Below are 18,990 nucleotides of genomic sequence, written 5' to 3'. Positions count from 1 at the left end.
CGCGGGTCCAGGGCGGAGCCCTGGTGGAGGGAAGCCGGGGCACTGCCCCGGCACCCCGCCAAAGGGATGATCCCTTTGGGATCCCCGGTTTCAGGCTGCGCGGACCTGATTCAGGAAGCCGCCGACTTCCGTGCGCAGCGCCGCGGCCTGACGGGCGAGGTCGCTGGCGGCGCCGAGCACCTGGGCCGAGCCGGTGCTGGCGTCGTCGGCCGTGTGGGCCACGCCGGCCACGTCCTCCGAGGCGCGGCGCGTGCCCTGCGAGGTCTCGACCGTGGTGCGGGCGATCTCGGCGGTGGCCGCGCCCTGCTCCTCGACCGCGGCGGCGATGTCGTTGGAGATCCGCGACAGGTCGCGGATGGTGCGGGCGATGCCGGTGATCCCCGAGACCGAGGCGCCGGTCGCGGCCTCGATCTCCGCCATCCGCCCGGCGATCTCGTCGGTGGCGCGGGCGGTCTGGGCGGCGAGGCCCTTCACCTCCGCCGCGACCACGGCAAAGCCCCGGCCCGCCTCGCCCGCGCGGGCCGCCTCGATGGTGGCGTTCAGCGCCAGCAGGTTGGTCTGCCCGGCGATCTCCGAGATCAGCCCGACGATCCGGCCGACATTGTTGGCGGCTGTCGCGAGGCGCTCGACCTCCCCGGCGGTGCGGGCCGCCTCCTCCTCGGCGGCGTTCGCCGCCAGCGCCGACGAGCCGACCTGGGCGGAGATCTCGCGGATCGAGGCCGAGAGTTCTTCCGTCGCCGCGGCAATGCCGTCGGAGGAGCGCGCTGCCTGAGCCGAGGCCTGGGCAGCCGACGCGCTCAGGGCGGAGGTCTGGCCCGCCGCATCGCTCATCGCCCGGGCGGCGTCCTCCAGTTGATGGGCCGCCGCCGAGACCGCCTCGACGATGCCGCCGACCCGGGCTTCGAAGCCGTCGGCCACCGCCATCATCGCCGCGTGGCGCCGGACGGCCTCCTCCTCGGCGCCGCGCTCCTGAGCCGCGCGGATGCGGGCGCGCTCGGCCACGCTGTCGCGGAAGGCCAGAGCCGCGGCGGCGATGGCGCGCAGCTCGCCCGGACCCTTCACCGGGATCTCGACCTCGGTCTCGCCCCGCCCGATCGCGGTCAGCGCCCGCGCCATCCGGCTCAAGGGGCGCGCGATCGCCGAGCCGAGGCCGAAGGCGAGCGTCACCGAGAGCAGCAGGGTCGCCAGCGCCGCCCCGGCCCAGAGCAGCACCGTGCGCTCGGCCTGCGACCGGGCCGTCCCGGCCGCCCGTGCCAGGCCGGCCGTCAGCCGGTCCTCGATCCCCTTCAGCCCGTCGATGCGCTGGGTCGCGAGCCCGAACCAGCCCTTGGCGTCGGTGAAGGCGAGCGCCTGGCCGGGGGCCGTGCCCAGCGCGAGGCCGCGGAGCCGGGCGACCTCGCGCGCGGCGTCCGAGGTGTTCGCGGCATCGAGCGCGGCGATCTCCTCCGTGGGGCCCGCGGCGCGGAACAGCCCCTCGAAGGTCGTTTGATCCGAGGCCAGCCCGGCGAGCCGGCGCAGGCCCGCGAGGTCGATCGCGCCCGCGGCGAACACGGCGGAGGCCGCCGCCCGCTCCTGGCCGGCGAATTCCTTGAGCGAGAGAAAGGCGGACAGGGCAGAAACGCGGGCGCCGATGGCCGGGTCCGCCGCGATCTGCGCCACCCCGCGCACGGCCCCGAGGGCCTCGGCGATGAGGCCGGTATAGACGGCGAGATTGGCCGGCACGCTGGCCTCCAGCCGGTCCACCGCGCTGCGGTGGCGCTCGATCCCGCCGAGCTTCTCACGCAGAGCCGCTGCCTTGCGCGCGAACTCCGCATCCGCTCCGGCGGCCCCGAGATCCGCGATCAGGGCGACGCGGGCCGCATCCGTCAGCTTGCGCTGGGCCGCGAGTTCCGGAGCGAACTGGGTGCCCTTCGAGGCGAGATAGAGGCTGGAGGCGCCGCGCTCCTTCTGGGCTTCGTGGACGAAGGCGCCGATCCGGACCGAGAGCCCGACCTGCTTCTCCATCCGCGCCATCGCCCGGCCCTGCCCCGCCCGCTCCGCGACCGCCACCCCCGCGACCGCGCCGAAGGCGAGGCAGGGGATCAGCGCCACCGTGACGATACGGGCGCGCAGGGAAGAGGGCAGCTTCATGATGGAACGGTCCGGACGAGTTGCGGCCGGACCATGAAAGGCGAACGTAAAGTAAAGATTTCGCCGAGGGGAAGTTGCCTAAATTTGGGGCATATACGCTACGATTTCATCATCCCACCCGTGACCCGAACACATCCTGCGGGTCGAACAGCTTCTATGCCGTCACGGAAGGCTATTCGTGCCGCCTTCGACGCTCCGCTGCTCGATCACGCCGCGCCAGCCTAGGCCCCCATAGGTTTCGTAGCCGGGGGTGTCGTGGAAGGCCACGAGGCGGTCCCCATCCCGGTAGTGACCCTGGGACCGGCCGTCGGTGCGGAGTCGGTAGGTCTCGCTCAGCACCCCCTCGTTTCGGGAGCAGGCGATCACGCGGTTGCGGGCATCGAGCAGCATCACGCGGGTGCGCTCCCGCTCGCCCGCGCCCAGCCGGACGCCCTGGACGATGGCGCGGGCCTGCGGCTGCCAGTCGAAATGGATGGCGAGGATGCCCAGCGGCGCCCCGTCCGGGCGACCGCCCTCCCGCACGCTCGCGCAGTAGGTGGCGACCTGTGCGCCGCGCAGGCGCGCCTCGGTCCGGACATCGACCGCCGTGTAGTCGTCGCCGCTCGGCAAGGCGCGTGCGTCCCGGAACCAGGTCTCGGAATCGATCTGCGCGCCGAGGATGTCCGGATAGGTATCGGGGCGGCCATGGGCGATCACCCGGCCCTGAAGATCGCACAGCCAGAGATCGAGATAGACCGTGTAGGCCGACAGGATCACCCCGAGCCGCTCGCCGGCATAAGCCGCATTCTCCGGCGAAGGATCCCGGCCGCAGGCGACCAAAGCGGCGTCGGTCGCCCACCAGCGCACGTCGCAGGTGCGCTCGTAGAGGTTCCGGTCGATCAGTTCGACGGCGTTCAAGGCGAGGTCCACGCAGCGGGCCGCGCGCGCCTCGCCCGTAAGCCGTGCGACGGCCTCGGTGAGGTTGTCCACGCCGGTGCTGAGGCCCGTCCCCAGGGCTGCGGCCAGCGTCTCGACTTCGGTCGAAACGGTTCGGACTTCCTGCGCAACGACCGAGAATCCCGCACCCTTCTCGCCGGCATGGGCCGCCTCGATCAGCGCATTCAGGGCCAGCAGCTTCATGCGGTTGGCAATCAACTGGATGGCGCCGAGGTTGGAAGAGGCCCTGGACTTCAGGGCCTGCGCCGACGCACCGACGACGTCGGCAAGGGACAAGTCGTTCATGCAACCCTCAGGGGAACTCTACGGTCGAGCTACTTTGCTTTGTTAAGACTGTGCTGAACTCTAGCGAGCTTCACCTTAAGTTGATCCTAACGTATCGATCGCGTTGCTTGATGCTTATTTCGGCGGATGGCGTGTTTTTGGGCGCCGATCGGAGCGGAATGTGCGCAGACGAACCCGCGCTTCGACGGCCGTCGGAGGGGAGCCGGTCCGGCCGGTTCGAGGGGGAGGTTGCGGCCGCAAACCGGCCGCAATAGGCCGGCATTGCCGCCGTACCCGTTCCGTTCTAGTGGTTTCGCGCCGCCCGGAACCCATCTCCGTCCCCGGATACTGTTCCTGCGCGGCACACCCGTTGCCCGCCCGAGCAGAGAGCGAGGGCGCCGCAACCGGGGCGCCCGGATCGTCGCAGAGAATTTGTCGTCCATGGCCAAAGCCAAAGCCCGCAAGCCTGAGACCGCAGCCAAGTCCAAGGGAAGGGCCGAGGAACGGACCGACGCACAGCTCTCGGCCCTGTTCGACGCGGCGGCCCCGGCCGCGCGCGACACCCGCGTCATCTCGGTGCGCGGCGCCCGCGAGCACAATCTCAAGAACGTCGATCTGACGATTCCCCGCGACCGGTTCGTGGTGTTCACCGGCCTGTCGGGTTCGGGCAAGTCGTCGCTCGCCTTCGACACGATCTACGCGGAGGGCCAGCGCCGCTACGTCGAATCGCTCTCGGCCTATGCCCGCCAGTTCCTGGAGATGATGAGCAAGCCCGACGTCGATCAGATCGACGGGCTCTCGCCGGCCATCTCCATCGAGCAGAAGACCACCTCGAAGAACCCGCGCTCCACCGTCGGCACGGTCACCGAAATCTACGATTACATGCGCCTGCTCTGGGCGCGGGTCGGCATCCCCTACTCGCCCGCCACCGGCGAGCCGATCGAGAGCCAGACCGTCTCCCAGATGGTCGATCGGGTGCTGGAACTGCCGGAGAAGACCCGGCTGTATCTCCTCGCTCCCGTGGTCCGCGGGCGGAAGGGCGAGTATCGCAAGGAGATCGCCGAGTTCCAGAAGAAGGGCTTCCAGCGCCTTCGCATCGACGGCGAGTACTACGCGATCGACGACGTGCCGAAGCTCGACAAGAAGCTCAAGCACGACATCGACGTGGTGGTGGACCGCATCGTCGTGCGCGACGACATCGCCGCGCGGCTGGCCGACTCCTTCGAGACCGCGCTCGAACTCGCCGACGGTATCGCCGACATCGAGTTCGCCGACGCGCCGGAGGGCGAGGCGCCGAAGAAGATCACGTTCTCGTCGCGCTTCGCCTGCCCGGTCTCCGGCTTCACCATCCCCGAGATCGAGCCGCGGCTGTTCTCGTTCAACAACCCGTTCGGCGCCTGCCCGACCTGCGGCGGCATCGGCCACGAGATGCGGATCGACCCCGAGCTGGTGATCTCCGATTCCGCGCTGACCCTGAAGCGCGGCGCGGTGGGCCCCTGGGCGAAATCGACCTCACCCTATTACGACCAGACGCTCGACGCCCTGGCCAAGCATTTCGGCTTCAAGACCTCCGTGGCGTGGTCGGCGCTGCCGGAACAGGCCCGCGAGGTGATCCTGTTCGGCACGGGCAAGGAGTCGGTGCGCTTCGACTACAACGACGGCCTGCGCTCCTACTCGGTCAACAAGCCGTTCGAGGGCGTGATCCCGAACCTGGAGCGGCGCTACAAGGAGACCGAGAGCGACGCCTCTCGTGAAGAAATCGGCCGCTTCATGAGCGCCACCCCTTGCGCCGCCTGCGACGGCAAAAGGCTCAAGCCCGAGGCGCTTGCGGTCAAGATCGACCGGCAGGACATCGGCCAAGTCACCGCCCTGTCGGTGCGCGAGGCGCATCGCTGGTTCTCGGAGATCTCGGGCAAGCTGACGGACAAGCAGAACGAGATCGCGGTCCGCATCCTCAAGGAGATCCGCGACCGCCTGACCTTCCTCGTCGATGTCGGCCTCGAATACCTGACGCTCGCCCGCGGCTCGGGCTCGCTCTCGGGCGGCGAGAGCCAGCGCATCCGGTTGGCCTCGCAGATCGGTTCGGGCCTGACCGGCGTGCTCTACGTGCTCGATGAGCCGTCGATCGGCCTGCACCAGCGCGACAACGAGCGGCTGCTCGGCACGCTCAAGCGCCTGCGGGATCTGGGCAACTCGGTCATCGTGGTCGAGCACGACGAGGACGCGATCCTCCAGGCCGACTACGTGGTCGATGTCGGCCCGGGCGCCGGCATCCATGGCGGCGAGATCGTCGCGCAGGGCACGCCGGAGGAGCTTCTCAAGGATCCGGCTTCGCTGACCGCGAAGTACCTCACCGGCGAACTCTCGGTGCGGACGCCGAAAGCCCGGCGCAAGCCCGGACGCGGGATGCTGCGGCTGGTCGGCGCGCGCGGCCACAACCTGAAGAACGTGACGGCGGAGATCCCGCTCGGCACCTTCACCTGCATCAGCGGTGTCTCCGGCGGCGGCAAGTCCACGCTGATCATCGACACGCTCTACAAGGCGGCGGCCAAGCGCCTCAACGGCGCCCTGGAGCACCCGGCCCCGTTCGAGCGGATCGAGGGATTGGAGCATCTCGACAAGGTCATCGACATCGACCAGTCGCCGATCGGCCGCACCCCGCGCTCGAACCCGGCGACCTATACCGGCGCCTTCACCCCGATCCGCGACTGGTTCGCCGGCCTGCCCGAGGCCAAGGCCCGCGGCTACCAGGCCGGGCGCTTCTCGTTCAACGTGAAGGGCGGGCGCTGCGAGGCCTGCTCGGGCGACGGCGTCATCAAGATCGAGATGCACTTCCTGCCCGACGTCTACGTCACCTGCGACGTGTGCAAGGGCAAGCGCTACGACCGCGAGACGCTGGAGGTGCGCTACCGCAACAAGTCCATCGCCGACGTACTCGACATGACCGTCGAGGAGGCCGCCGACCTGTTCAAGGCCGTGCCGTCGATCCGCGAAAAGATGGAGACGCTGGCCCGCGTCGGCCTGCACTACGTCCGCGTCGGCCAGCAGGCGACCACGCTTTCGGGCGGCGAGGCGCAAAGGGTGAAGCTCTCCAAGGAGCTGTCGAAGCGCGCCACCGGCCGCACCCTCTACATCCTCGACGAGCCGACCACCGGCCTGCACTTCCACGATGTCGCCAAGCTGATGGAGGTGCTCCACGAGCTGGTCGATCAGGGCAACACCGTCGTGGTGATCGAGCACAATCTGGAGGTCATCAAGACCGCCGATTGGGTGATCGACATGGGCCCCGAGGGCGGCGACGGCGGCGGCCGCGTCGTGGCGCAGGGCACGCCTGAGGAGATCGCCGCGAGCACGGCGAGCCATACCGGGCGCTTCCTGCGCGAGGTGCTGGCGCGCCGCCCGGCCGGGAAGGCCGTCAAGGACGCGGCCAAAGACTCCGGCAAGGACGCGGGCAAGGATGCGGCCAAGGCGAAGGCGGGCGCCGCATCGGGCCGCCGCAGCAACGCCGCGGGCCGGCAGGCTGCCGAATAGGGCGCGCCGGCCGAAGCGGGCGGGCCGGCGCAACCTGATAGCGACGGGTTCCTGCGCGGCCGGGGGGCCGGGCCGAGCGGGCGATTCGGTCGGCGGAGCCGGGCCGTCCGCTCTCCGGGGACGGCGCCGTCGGTGCCGGGCGAGCCCGAAACCCGCCTTCGCACTTGCGCAACTGCCCGGCCCCTTCTGCCGGAAAATCCCGGCCGGATGCCCCGGCCAATGACTTGACGATAATGTACTATTTCGCCTGAATCCGGTTCGCGGGATCGCGTTCGTCCAAGATGGACAGCGTTAAGAGATCGTTAAGCCCTTGGTTGCTCCGCAGCAAAAATGCGGCTTTTGCGCAACGGTAGGGTCCGAACTGCCGAGATTGGAGGCAATCCCCTGTCTTTCGCGGTCGGTCTGTAGAATAGTTCCCGACGTCGAGACTTGAGGTGCGGCCGTAGGGGGCACCGGCATCACACCAGCCATCCACTCCGGGGAGAGAGGGAGGCGAGCGGCGATGCAGGCGCTACGGGGCGGACGCCTGAATCCTTGGGAAGGAACGAGAAAAATGATGAAGAACTGGCTCGCTGCGGGCGCCATTGCGCTCACGGCCGGAATGACGACGACCGTCGCCCAGGCGCAGACGACCACGGTTCCCGGTGAGCAGGTCGGTCTGGCCGTTGGCGCGCCGCTCCCCGAGGGCATCTACGCCATCAACACCTTCACCTACCGCAGCCCGGATGGCCCGAACGCGACCGCGGTCGACACCGCCGTCAACATCCCGATCCTCGTGTGGGCGACCCCCTACGTGCCCTTCGGCGGCCGCCTCGAGTTCGTCGTGGCCCCCCCGACGGTGTTCACCTTCAGCCGCGCTGCCGGCGGCCGTGACACCTCGATCAACGTCGGCACCTTCGTCGGCGCGATCTGGGCGTTCGATCTCGGCGGCAACATCGGCGTCAGCTTGCTCGGCGGTTCGTACCTCAACGAGCTCAACGCCGGTCGCGGCGGTGGTCTGAACATCCTGGCCTCCAACACCTACCGTGTCGGCGGTGCCGTCAGCTACACCGGCGACGGCTGGAACCTGACCGCCAACCTGACCTACAACTTCTACGACTCGCCCAGCCGCTTCGATGGCCGCAACGGCATCCCCGGCTTCTTCGGCCCGGTGCAGATCTCGGACGCGTTCAACCTCGACCTGACCGCGACCAAGAAGTTCGGCAAGTTCGAGATCGGCGCCATCGGCTACGGCACGGTCAACCTCGACCCGAACCTGCTCGCCTTCGTGAACGACCCGACCAGCCGCATCGGTCGCGGTGGCCGGTTCGCCCTCGGCGGCCTCATCGGCTACGACTTCGGACCGTTCTCGGTTCAGGCCTACGTCGCCCGCGACGTCGTGACCACGGCTGGCGTGCGCGAGAGCACCGATGGCTGGTTCCGCATCGTGGCCCCGCTCTACACCCCGGCGGCCGCTCCGGCCCCGGCTCCGGCCCCGCTCGTTCGCAAGTACTGAGCTGATCGATCCGATCGGGGGCGCCCATCGCGTCCCCGGTCTGTTCAAGGTCACGAAGCCGTCCCGCCGCAAGGCTGGGCGGCTTCGTCCGTTTCGGGACGATGCTTGAGCGTGAGAATCGCCCGGATACCGGAACGGCGCGGCCCCGGTGGGGGGCCCGCGCGTCCTATTCCCGGATCAGCTTGCCGGTGTAGATCACCTGCCCGGTGGGCTTGCCGGTGGGTGAGCCGCCCGGCGGCTCGACCGATACGGCGATGACGCCGTCCCCGCCGCGACCGGCCTCCGGCGGCAGGCGGATGCGGGTGGCCTCGCCTTCGACGAGGCCGATCGGCTTCGGGGCGGCGCCCGGCCCGACATACCAGAGTTCCAGGCTGCGGCCGGCCGGCGCCTGCGCCGCCACCGGCCGGACCCGGGCGGTGGCGGCTTCGGTGTCGACGCTGACGATCAGGGCCGGCAGGTCGCCCGCGCTCGTGACCACGGCGACGTAGCGGCCCTCCCCCGCGCCGCCCGCTCGCTCCCCGCCGGGCCGCGGCGCGCCGGTGAGCACGACCAGCGCGAGGCCGGCGGCGACGAGCCCCGCCCCCGCCGCGGTGAAGCGCCAGAGCCGGAGTTGCCGCCGCAGGTCGCGCAGGCGGTTGTCGTTGGCGGCGCCGGCCTGGTCCGGCCGGGGGGCGGGATCGCCCGCGGCGGTGCCGTGCTCCCTCTCTTGAGCGATCTCTCGGGCGATCTCCTGCCAGATATGGGCCGGCGGCTCGATTGCGGGCACGGCGCGCGCGAGCGGGGCGAGACGCCGCTCCCAGGCGCTCACGGCCGCCTCGGTGGCCGGATCGACCGCCCGCTCCAATTCGAACGCGGCGCGCTCCCCCGCATCGAGGGTGCCGAGCACGTACTCGGCCGCCCGCAGGTCGCGTTCCGCCGGTTCCGGTCTGCCGCTCCCGCCGCTCACGCGATATGCTCCAGGCAGGATTTCAGGGCGGCCAGCGTCCGGTGCAGCCAGGTCTTCACGGTGTTGACGGGCCGCTCGAAGCGTTCGGCGAGTTCCTCGCGGGACCAGCCCTCGCAATAAGCCAGCACGACGCAGTCGCGCTGGGTCGGATCGAGCCGGGACAGGCAGGCGACGAGCGCCTCGCGGTCGAGGAAGGCGCCTTCCTCGTCGGTCGGGGCGACGAGGCGCTCCATCCAGGCCTCCCCGCTGTCACCAGACGGCATCGGAACCTCGCTCCGGCGGCGCAGGCCGTCGATGGCCCGGTTGCGCGCGATCGTACACAGCCACGGAAGCGGGGCCCCGGCCGAGGGCGCGTAGGAGCCCGCCGATTGCCAAAGCTTCAGGTAGACATCCTGAAGCACGTCCTCGGCGAGGCTCCGGTCTCGTTGGATACGCAGGATGATCCCGAAAAGTTTCGGCGCGGTCCGGTCGTAGAGCGCCCGCAGGGCGGCCACGTCCCGGCGGGCGACGCGGTCCAGCAGCCCGGCCAGGTCTCCGTCGTGCGGCGTCACGGCCCGTTCCCGGCGGACGCGGCGCGGAGGGAGGTCGTCGGAGGACGCGGCATGGTTCCGGGGCGTCTGGATGGGAAGCGTCCGCCGGGCGCTCAGCGCGGCAGGACAGGGAGCGGCACCCTATCGGAGGCTTTGCCGACGCACCACAGGCCGTTACGGCCCCGGCAGGGTAATCGCGAAGCCGTTTCGGCGGTTTCGCGGCGGCAAGAGCGCTCGTTCGGGGCGAAAGCGGGAGGGCGCAGTGCCGGGCCCCGGCGCCGGTGCCTTTCGACGCGGCGTCGGGCGGGTGTCGGCGCGAGATGCGCCGCCTATCTGTGTCGGAAGCGCAGCCCGGCGAACCTTGCGGACGGGAGACGGATGCGGCCGCCCCGGCGGCCGCCGTTTCCGCACAAGTCGGTCCACGGGCGGCGGCGGAGTGGGGCGCAGGGAAATCGCAGAACATGTCCGCGCACGGCGAATTCAGGATTCCGGCCGCCCTGCAGCCGAAGGCCGGCGACTACGCCTACGATCTGGAGCGGGCGCTGACTTCGGTCGTGTCCCTCTCCTCGCGGGTGCCGGCAGAGGCCTTCACGGCGGAGACGCTCGGCACCGAGCGGGCGGGCAACGGCGTGGTGATCCGCGAGGACGGGCTGGTGCTCACCATCGGCTACCTCGTGCTGGAGGCCGAGAGCGTCTGGCTCACCACCCATGACGGGCGCTCGGTGCCGGCCCACGTCGTCGGCTATGACGGGGAGACCGGCTTCGGCCTCGTCCAGGCGCTCGGTCGCCTCGGCCTGCCCGCTCTGAGGCTCGGGCGCTCGGATACGCTGAAGGTCGGCGAGCGGGCGGTGATCGCGGGGGCGGGCGGACGCTCGCACAGCCTCGCGGTCGAACTCGTCGCCCGGCAGGAATTCGCCGGCTACTGGGAGTACGTCCTCGACGACGCCCTGTTTACCACCCCCGCCCACCCGCATTGGGGCGGCACCGCCCTGATCGGGCCCGACGGCGCGCTGGTCGGCATCGGCTCGCTTCAGCTCCAGCAGGGCGGCACGGGGGCGGGCCGGGCGATCAACATGGTCGTGCCGATCGAACTCCTGCCGCCGATCCTGACCGATCTCGAGACCCGCGGCCGGGCCGACCGCCCGCCCCGCCCCTGGCTCGGCCTCTACGCCACGGAGACCGAGGACGGCGTCGTGGTGATGGGGACCGCCGACAGGGGCCCGGCGGAGGCCGCCGACCTGCGCGCGGGCGACGTGCTGACCGAAGTGGCGGGTGAGCCGGTCGCCGACCTCGCCGGCTTCTTCCGGCAGGTCTGGGCCCTCGGGGAGGCGGGGGTGCGCGTCCCCCTCACGGTCAACCGGGACGGGCGCCTGACCCGGCTCGCGCTGACCTCGGTCGATCGCGAGCGGTTCCTGATCGGGCCGAAGCTGCACTGACCCGTGCTTCGTGCCCGGCAGACGGGATCACCCCTGGATCACACGATGAGGAAATCCGTGTGGTCGAGGGCGGCGTGATTATCGAGCACCGCGACCAGGACGGCCTCTTTCCGGCCGCTGCCGTCGGCGTCGTAGAACAGCTCGCCCGTCTTCTGCTTGTAGAGGATGCGGTCGTCGGCATCCGCCTTGATCGCCTTAGCCGGACCGAGGTTCTTGAACTGCTCAGGCGCCAGCGCCCCGGTGTCGAGGCCCGAGAAGACCGCGTGGTCGAGGTGGAACACGTCGTCCTGTGACGCGAAGTCCCTGACGTGATCGACGTTGCCGCGGCCGAGCCGGGCATCGAACACGAAGGTGTCGGCACCGGCTCCGCCCGTGAGCCGGTCGGCGCCGAGGCCGCCCGCGAGGCTGTCGTCACCGCCGCCGCCGTCGAGCCCGTTGTCGCCGGCATTGCCGATCAGGCGCTGGCCGAAGGCGTTTCCGGTGAGGGACAGCGGCGCGCATCCGGTACTCTTGGCGAGCTGCAGGATCTCGATCTCCTGGCCGGCGGCCAGCGTGTAGGCGCTCGTCGCGACGAGCCGGTCGGTGCCCTGCCCCCTGCCCTCGAACACTTGGTCGCCGGGCGTGTCGACGAAGTAGGTGTCGTCACCGGCCCCGCCCACGAGCTGATCGCGGCCGCCGCCGCCGCGCAGGACGTCGTCGCCCGCATCGCCGAACAGCCGGTCGGCGCCGGCCGTGCCGATGAGCGTGTCGTCGCCGGCAAAGCCCAGGACCGGATTGCCGCTCCCGTCGGCCTCGAGCCGGTCGTCGCCCCGGCCGCCGACGACGTAGGCGACGCCCTCGGGCTTGTTCAGGAAGCCGTAATCGATCCCGGTGGCCTGGCTCGCGGCGGCGACCAGATTGCCGAAAACCGCTTCCGGCGTGCCCGCGGCGGGACGGCCGGCGAGTTCCTGATAGAAGCGCGCATAGGCATCAAAGCCGAGATCCTCGTAGACTTGGGTGAGCAGGGCGGCGGCGAGGTCGGCCGCCCCCCAATTGTTGGGGTTCGGAACGCCGGTCGCCGCGCCGAGGGTGTTGGCGAGCGTCGTGCCCGCCTCCCCGAAGAAGGTCTGCGCAAGGTCTTCGAGGATGGACTGCTTGAATTCGTCGAACGGCAGGGCACCGAACGCGCTGCCGGGGATGCCGGCCTCCTGCATCGACACGAACCGGTTGGCGATCGCGAACCCCGTGACGAAGGCATCCACGGTCCCGAGTTGCGGGCCGTAGAACCAGAAGTTCCGCCCGAGTTCGTAGAAGACCGTCTGATCGAAGGTGCCGCCTTCGGCCGCGCCGGCGTAGAGCTGATCGAACGCGCCGGTCGTGAGCTCGATGCCGGTGGCTCCGAGAAAGCCGATCGCGTTCGCCGCGCCTCCGAGCGCCGTGGGCACCTCGGCGATCGTGAGCAGGCCGTTATAGGCTCTGTACGTGGCCGGAGCCTGCCCGGTGATGGCGAGGTAGACCTCGTAGGCGGCGTCGATCCTGTTCAGGATGTCCTGCATGACATCGCCGTCGAGATCGTTGGCCGATGTCAGGAGCGCGACGTGCTGACCCTGCCACGGATAGAGCGAGACGAGGTAGCCGTCATACACGAAGTAGGGCAGCGCCCCGTCGGGAGAGATCGCCATTGCCGTCCGCTCCGCTTGTCCGGCCCGGATATCGGGGATGGGGGCTCACGGTACCGCCGGCGCGGTTTGCCTGTCTCGGCCGCGATGTGGCACCCGCGAGCAATTGCGGCTTAAGTCTTCCGGAGCGGTTGCGCCGGTTCGGGAGAGGGGCCGGTTTCACTGAGCGCGTCCGGTGCGCGCTTGGCCGACGCGGCGATGGCGCGCATCCTGTCCTTCGCGCCGGCGGCGCCCCGCCTCGCCTGCGGTGCCCGCCCGCATTGATCGCGCGGCCGCGGGGTTCTATTCCGTTGCGATGACGAACCCGATCCATATCGTCGGCGGTGGCCTCGCCGGTTCCGAAGCGGCCTGGCAGGTTGCCCAGGGCGGCCGCACGGTCGTGCTGCATGAGATGCGGCCCGTTCGCGCCACCGATGCCCACCACACCGACGGGCTGGCCGAACTGGTCTGCTCCAATTCCTTCCGCTCGGACGACGCGAACGGCAACGCCGTCGGCCTGCTGCATCAGGAGATGCGCAGCCTCGACTCGCTGATCATGCGCACGGCCGACGCCCACCAAGTGCCCGCGGGCGGGGCGCTCGCCGTCGATCGCGAGGGGTTTTCGCGGGCCGTCACCGCGGCGCTGGAGGAACACCCCAACATCACCATCGTCCGCGAGGAGGTCGCCGGCCTTCCCCCCGAGGACTGGGGTTCGACCATCCTCGCCACCGGCCCCCTCACCTCCCCGGCGCTGGCCGAGGCCGTCGGCACGCTGACGGGCCGGGAATCGCTCGCCTTCTTCGACGCCATCGCCCCGATCGTCCACCGCGACTCGATCGACATGGGCAAGGCGTGGTTCCAGTCCCGCTACGACAAGGCCGGCCCCGGCGGCACGGGGGCGGACTACCTCAACTGCCCGATGGACCGGGAGCAGTACGAGGCCTTCGTCGCCGCGCTGATCGCGGGCGAGAAGACGGCGTTCAAGGAATGGGAGGCCTCGACCCCCTATTTCGACGGCTGCCTGCCGATCGAGGTGATGGCCGAGCGCGGGCCCGAGACCCTGCGCCACGGGCCGATGAAGCCGGTCGGGCTCACCAACCCGCACAACCCGACGGTGAAGGCCTACGCCATCGTCCAACTGCGCCAGGACAATGCGCTGGGCACCCTATTCAACATGGTGGGCTTCCAGACCAAGCTGCGCCACGCCGAGCAGGTCCGCGTCTTCCGCACGATTCCGGGGCTGGAGAATGCCGAGTTCGCCCGGCTCGGCGGCCTGCACCGCAACACCTATCTCGACAGCCCGCGCCTGCTCGACGCGACCCTGCGGCTGAAGGCACGGCCCCAGCTCCGCTTCGCCGGCCAGATCACCGGATGCGAGGGTTACGTCGAGAGCGCCGCGGTCGGGCTGATGGCCGGCCGCTACGCGCTCGCCGAAGCAGAGGGGCAGACGCTCGCCCCCCTGCCCCCGACGACCGCGCTCGGGGCGCTCATCGGCCACATCACCGGCGGCCATGTCGAGGCGCCCGAGGAGGCGGAGCGCAACGCGCCGCGCTCGTTCCAGCCGATGAACGTGAATTTCGGGCTGTTTCCGCCACTGGCGCAGATGCCCCGCAACGAGACCGGCAAGCGCCTGCGCGGGCCCGAGAAGGCGGCGCTCAAGAAGCGCGCGCTGACTGACCGGGCGCGGGAAGACCTCGCTGCCTGGATGACGGGTGAGCGACTTCCGCACGCGGCGGAGTAGAGAGCGGCTCCGCCGGCTTCAGGGCGCGGCCCTGAACACCCGCCAAAGGGCCGTGAGGCCCTTTGGAAACTTGGGATGTCAGAAGGGGCCGGGCTTCGACCAGACGGTGTGGTTGACCTGATCGATGTAGGACAGGACGATCCGCACGACCTTGGTCGAAACCGCGCCGCCCTGGTAATCCGGCACGGCGCCGGCGAAGCGGCGGCCCTCACCATAACCGTCGCGCACGGCCCGCACCGCCTCGACCAGATCGACCTTGCCGAGCGGCGCCACGATCAGCGTGCCGGCATCCATGCCCTCGGGCCGCTCATGCGGGTCGCGGAAGGTCACCGCCGGCAGGTCGAGCAGGGCCGCCTCGACTGGCGCGCTCGTCAGGCGAGCACGAGGCGGGCAATCGCCTGTCCGTCATTTCAGCTATGCTGACTCAGGGTCAGTAGAACGGCCGGATCCAGGCGAACCACATTCGCGGTTTGAAGCGGCTGTACCGTGCCGACCGAGCCAGGATCGTCCGGCTGCCCGAGCCAATCGACGCCTTCATGCGCGTGGCGACGATCGAGCCGCAGCGCGCCGATCATTGCCCTCCACACCGGACCGCGCCAGGCCGGCATCCTGCGCCTGCCCTGGTCGGCCTACGATGGCAGCGCAATCACGCTCAGGCAGGGCAAGAGCGCCCGCGGCGGCCGATTGGCGCGATGGTCACGATCCCTGCACGCGAGCGCTCCGGCGCATGCTGGATGGTATGGAGCGCAGGTCGCTGCTGATCCTGACGACGAAGACCGATCGCGCCTTCCAGTAAAGGAACTTCGCCCGACTCTGGGAGGAGGCGACGGAGACCGTTGTTGGGAGCATCGCCCTGCCAGGGCTCGACGAGACCGCCGCCCTGCACGTCCGCGACCTGTGCGGAACGGCCGTAACGATGCTGTCGGAGGCCGGAGGCAGCCCGCAGCCGATCGCGACCATCACAGGCCACTCGCTCAAGACGGTGACCGTGATTTTGGACCGCCACCTCGCTCGCACGAGAGCGCTAGCGGACCAAACAAACTTCGATTGGGAGAACTCACCGCGAACGGAACTTGCAAACCATCTGCAAGCCGTAACCCCGACGCCGAAGGCATCAAAGAGGAAAACTCTTGTCTAGCAGAAGAGTAGATGGCGCGCCCGAAAGGATTCGAACCTCTGACCCCCAGATTCGTAGTCTGGTGCTCTATCCAGCTGAGCTACGGGCGCCTTTTTTACTTCTTGACGCCCTTGAGGGGGCGTTCCTCTTCTTGCTTGGTCGGAGTGGCAGGATTTGAACCTGCGACCCCCACGTCCCGAACGTGGTGCGCTACCAGACTGCGCTACACTCCGATGCCGGCCCCCGAGGGCCGACGAGCGGGCTTATAGCCGGCACTTTTCGTGGTCGCAAGCGGGTCGGGGCGCTTCATGGCCCTTATTGCGCAGATAGGACGGCTTTTCGCGCTCAAGATTCGGCGAATTTCCGAGTAAGATGCTGACAAACATGGATATTTAAAAATTCCCATTTTGCCCGGCGGCATCACGCCAAGGCCGGGTCGTGGCCCGACGCGTTCCTCGCGAGCCGGTTCCCTGTCGAGCCTGGGCGCCATGGTTGGGACGGCTGGCATCTGCGCGATCGCGTGACACCCCATTGCGCGGCCCTGCCGTGACCGGTGATGGGCGCGTCGAGCTTGAGGCGGGTCGCCGGCTTGGCAGGGGCTGAACAGCGTCCGCGTCTCGCCCTGCGGCACGATTGCTGGCGCCGTCTGCGCCACTGGCACGCGGCCGGTAAGATCGACCGGAGCCGGGTGCGTCGGGTCGAAGCCCGTCGTCACGGCCAAAGAGGGGCAGCCCTGTCAGCCGCCCGAACCCAACGGACTGGGGCATGCCGGGCACGAAGCGCCACCTCGCCACCGAGGCGTGCGGCGCGCCGCTCGGCCTGAGGCTGACGGGCGCCAATCGGCATGACGGCCCGCCGATGGCGCCCTCGTGATGCCGTGCCGTCGTGCGGCAGGCGATCATCGGCCGACAGTTCGCCGGCCTCGTCCTGCCCGTGCGATGTCCCCCCGCTGCCACAAGCGCGTCCGGCTGCCCTCTGACCTCAAAGTACCCAGGTAGATGCTGGCAAATCGCCGAGCCTGGCCCAGCGCTGTGCGGCGGCAGGGCGAGGGCTGTCCGAGGGCTCGGCGTCGGTCGCAACGCCTCCACGGGCCGCCTCCGGCGCGTGCAGCCGGACTGGAGCCTGCCGGCGACGCCGGATCTCCTTCGTCACGACAAGGCGGCTCGCAGCCATGCCTGCCAGCATTTCCGGCGATCCATGCGGCGGAACCGGACGGCTTGGTCCGTCGAGCGGTCGGCGCTTACCTCTGATCGCATTCTGAAACGCGAAAGGGCGGCACGCCTGTGCCGCCCTAGAGCAAACCTGCCTCGATCAATCAGGCGTAGACGCTGCTCGGTGCCTGCGGGAACTTCTCGGCGAGCGCCCGACGCAGCTTCTCCAGGGCGCGGTTCTCGATCTGCCGGACGCGCTCCTTCGAGATGCCGAGGCGGTGGCCCAGCGCTTCCAGCGTCGCCTGATCCTCGGCGAGGCGCCGTTCCCGCAGGATCCGGAGCTCGCGTTCGGAGAGCACCGTCAGGGCCTGCCGCAGCCAGATGAGACGCCGTTCGCCATCGACCAGGGCCGAGACCGTTTCATCGGGCAGAGCAGCGTTGTCGACCAGGAAGTCCATGCGCTCGGAGGACGCCTCGCTCTCCTCGCCGACCGGGGCGTTCAGCGACATGTCGGGGCCCGAGAGGCGCGCATCCATCAGCGCCACGTCCTCGCGTGAGACGCCGATTGCGGTGGCGATCCGTCCGTGGATCTCAGAGCCGACCTGCTCCTCGGTCGATTGCATCAGCCGGGCGCGCAGGCGGCGCAGGTTGAAGAACAGGGCCTTCTGCGCGGAACTCGTTCCGCCGCGCACGATCGACCAGTTGCGCAGGATGTAGTCCTGGATCGAGGCGCGGATCCACCACGTGGCGTAAGTGGAGAAGCGGACTTCGCGTTCCGGCTCGAACCGGGCGGCGGCCTCCATCAGGCCGACATGGCCCTCTTGCACGAGATCGGCCATCGGCAAGCCGTAATGGCGGAACCGGCCGGCAAGCGCGATCACAAGGCGCATATGCGCGGAGATCAGACGGTGCAGGGCGCGCTCGTCGCGCGCCTCCTTCCAGGCCACCGCCAAACCACGCTCTTCATCCCTCGCAAGGAACGGCGCCTCCATCGCTGTTCGAATGAACTGACGCCGCATCCCCGCGATCTCTGCCATCCCCGCCTCTCTCGTTCGAGCATTCTTGGTTCGAGCGTTTCGGATCCGCTCGCTCCGTCCCGTCGGTCGGCGACATGCCGGACAGGACCATGGGGCAAGCCCTCCGTGGCAGAGGCACAACACATCCGTGCGACGCTTGTTCCCTACGGGCGCGTGGCGTCGGAGGCGAAAGGGTCAAGAGCTGTACGGGCGGCGCATGAAAAAAGGGCCCGGCGTGGCGCCGAGCCCTCTGGTTCACACATGCGAATCGTGCAGCGATCTGATTCGCTGACGGAAGCCGTCTCAGGCGGCCTCTTCCTGCACGTCGTCCTCGCCTTCGGCATCGGCTTCCGCATCGGCCTTGGCGCGGCGCGGCGATTTCGCGAGGCTCTGCTCGATCAGTTTGAGCGCTTCGGTCTCGGTGATCTTGTTCACCGAGGAGATCTCGCGCACGACGCGGTCCAGGGCGGCCTCGTAGAGCTGACGCTCGCTGTAGGACTGCTCGGGCTGGGCCTCGGAGCGGAAGAGGTCGCGCACCACTTCGGTGACCGAGATCAGGTCGCCGGAATTGATCTTGGCCTCGTATTCCTGGGCGCGGCGCGACCACATCGTGCGCTTGATGCGGGCGCGGCCGGTCAGCACGTCGAGGGCCTTCTTGACGAGTTCCGGCTCGGCGAGCTTGCGCATGCCGACGCTGTTGGCCTTCGCGGTGGGAACGCGCAGGACCATCTTGTCCTTTTCGAACGAGACGACGAACAGTTCGAGCTTGTAGCCCGCGATCTCCTGCTCTTCGATCGCGGTGATCCGCCCGACGCCGTGCGCCGGATACACGACCGCCTCGCCGGTCTTGAAGCCTTGGCGGCCTGCTACCGTCGTCTTCTTGGCTGTGGTCATGCGGAATGAGCCTCCACTGTCATCCACGCGGGGCGCGTCCACGCCCGCACGCTCGTCACCTCCGGGGCGGGACACCCGGCGCATGCCTCTGTCCGGCGGCGCGCCATTGAGGCGCTGGCCGGTTCCCGGGCTCTCGCGTTGCTCACACCACACGAAGGCACCCACC

General features: G+C 69.6%; 13 protein-coding genes, 2 tRNA genes and 1 pseudogene. 5 read left to right on the top strand and 11 right to left on the bottom strand.

Translation table 11 applies throughout. The features are described from left to right. Window positions 1-90: 90 nt before the first annotated feature. Together MSPGM_RS19620 and MSPGM_RS19615 are read right to left on the bottom strand one after the other, a co-directional pair. Window positions 91-2,130 carry a methyl-accepting chemotaxis protein gene (locus tag MSPGM_RS19620; RefSeq protein WP_015857320.1) on the bottom strand — a complete coding sequence of 680 codons (2,040 nt, stop codon included), beginning with the start codon at window positions 2,128-2,130 and terminating at the stop codon, window positions 91-93. Between the two features lie 162 nt (window positions 2,131-2,292). Then, entirely contained in the window at window positions 2,293-3,351 is a 1,059-nt protein-coding gene (locus tag MSPGM_RS19615) for a methyl-accepting chemotaxis protein (RefSeq protein ID WP_015857319.1), read from the bottom strand. 420 nt (window positions 3,352-3,771) lie between these two features. On the opposite strand from MSPGM_RS19615, the gene uvrA reads away from it, so the two are divergent. Together uvrA and MSPGM_RS19605 are read left to right on the top strand one after the other, a co-directional pair. Beyond that, window positions 3,772-6,861: an excinuclease ABC subunit UvrA gene (gene uvrA / locus MSPGM_RS19610; protein ID WP_015857318.1), complete on the top strand. Its 3,090-nt coding sequence runs from the start codon at window positions 3,772-3,774 to the stop codon at window positions 6,859-6,861. Window positions 6,862-7,414: 553 nt separating this feature from the next. Continuing rightward, window positions 7,415-8,356 (top strand): transporter, encoded by a 942-nt coding sequence (locus tag MSPGM_RS19605; protein ID WP_015952163.1) that lies wholly within the window; start codon window positions 7,415-7,417, stop codon window positions 8,354-8,356. 166 nt (window positions 8,357-8,522) lie between these two features. On the opposite strand, the gene MSPGM_RS19600 is transcribed toward MSPGM_RS19605, so the two are convergent. Continuing rightward, on the bottom strand, window positions 8,523-9,302 hold the full coding sequence (locus tag MSPGM_RS19600; RefSeq protein ID WP_012255078.1) for an anti-sigma factor domain-containing protein: 780 nt from the start codon (window positions 9,300-9,302) through the stop codon (window positions 8,523-8,525). Next, window positions 9,299-9,853: a sigma-70 family RNA polymerase sigma factor gene (locus MSPGM_RS19595; protein WP_003599554.1), complete on the bottom strand. Its 555-nt coding sequence runs from the start codon at window positions 9,851-9,853 to the stop codon at window positions 9,299-9,301. Before MSPGM_RS19595 ends, MSPGM_RS19600 begins: the two co-directional genes overlap by 4 nt. A 440-nt stretch (window positions 9,854-10,293) precedes the next feature. Between MSPGM_RS19595 and MSPGM_RS19590 the strand changes: the two genes are divergently transcribed. After that, a complete protein-coding gene (locus MSPGM_RS19590) occupies window positions 10,294-11,268 on the top strand; it encodes a S1C family serine protease (protein WP_003599551.1) in 975 nt (324 codons plus the stop codon). A 38-nt stretch (window positions 11,269-11,306) separates the two neighbouring features. Here the strand turns inward: MSPGM_RS19590 and MSPGM_RS19585 are convergent, their stop codons facing one another. Next, on the bottom strand, window positions 11,307-12,929 hold the full coding sequence (locus tag MSPGM_RS19585) for a calcium-binding protein (protein ID WP_003599550.1): 1,623 nt from the start codon (window positions 12,927-12,929) through the stop codon (window positions 11,307-11,309). Between the two features lie 292 nt (window positions 12,930-13,221). Here MSPGM_RS19585 and trmFO point away from each other — a divergent pair, with 292 nt between their 5' ends. Then, on the top strand, window positions 13,222-14,646 hold the full coding sequence (trmFO, locus tag MSPGM_RS19580) for a methylenetetrahydrofolate--tRNA-(uracil(54)-C(5))-methyltransferase (FADH(2)-oxidizing) TrmFO (RefSeq protein ID WP_043707097.1): 1,425 nt from the start codon (window positions 13,222-13,224) through the stop codon (window positions 14,644-14,646). A 78-nt stretch (window positions 14,647-14,724) separates the two neighbouring features. Here trmFO and MSPGM_RS19575 read toward each other — a convergent pair whose 3' ends face one another. The 4 genes from MSPGM_RS19575 to MSPGM_RS19560 form a co-directional block, all read right to left on the bottom strand. Next, window positions 14,725-14,976: a UDP-N-acetyl glucosamine 2-epimerase gene (locus MSPGM_RS19575; protein ID WP_015857316.1), complete on the bottom strand. Its 252-nt coding sequence runs from the start codon at window positions 14,974-14,976 to the stop codon at window positions 14,725-14,727. 80 nt (window positions 14,977-15,056) lie between these two features. Further along, window positions 15,057-15,221 (bottom strand): hypothetical protein, encoded by a 165-nt coding sequence (locus MSPGM_RS19570; protein WP_015857315.1) that lies wholly within the window; start codon window positions 15,219-15,221, stop codon window positions 15,057-15,059. A gap of 575 nt (window positions 15,222-15,796) precedes the next feature. Beyond that, window positions 15,797-15,873: transfer RNA gene (locus tag MSPGM_RS19565), tRNA-Arg, on the bottom strand. Window positions 15,874-15,919: 46 nt separating this feature from the next. Next, window positions 15,920-15,996 (bottom strand) — tRNA-Pro (locus MSPGM_RS19560). Window positions 15,997-16,397: 401 nt separating this feature from the next. Here MSPGM_RS19560 and MSPGM_RS25540 point away from each other — a divergent pair. After that, window positions 16,398-16,627: pseudogene (locus tag MSPGM_RS25540) on the top strand (IS5/IS1182 family transposase); the annotation flags it as partial. A gap of 451 nt (window positions 16,628-17,078) precedes the next feature. Here the strand turns inward: MSPGM_RS25540 and MSPGM_RS19550 are convergent. Together MSPGM_RS19550 and MSPGM_RS19545 are read right to left on the bottom strand one after the other, a co-directional pair. Further along, window positions 17,079-17,951, bottom strand: a complete 873-nt coding sequence (locus MSPGM_RS19550; RefSeq protein WP_003599511.1) for an RNA polymerase factor sigma-32 — start codon at window positions 17,949-17,951, stop codon at window positions 17,079-17,081. 282 nt (window positions 17,952-18,233) lie between these two features. Beyond that, complete coding sequence (locus tag MSPGM_RS19545; protein ID WP_003599510.1) at window positions 18,234-18,824, bottom strand: CarD family transcriptional regulator; 591 nt, start codon at window positions 18,822-18,824, stop codon at window positions 18,234-18,236. Window positions 18,825-18,990 lie beyond the last annotated feature (166 nt).

Origin of the sequence: Methylorubrum sp. GM97 (genome assembly GCF_024347855.1) — a bacterium.
GTDB classification, from domain to species: Bacteria; Pseudomonadota; Alphaproteobacteria; order Rhizobiales; family Beijerinckiaceae; genus Methylobacterium; species Methylobacterium extorquens.
Note: the sequence above shows the minus strand (reverse complement) of the source record. Positions and strands in the feature narration are given on the sequence as shown.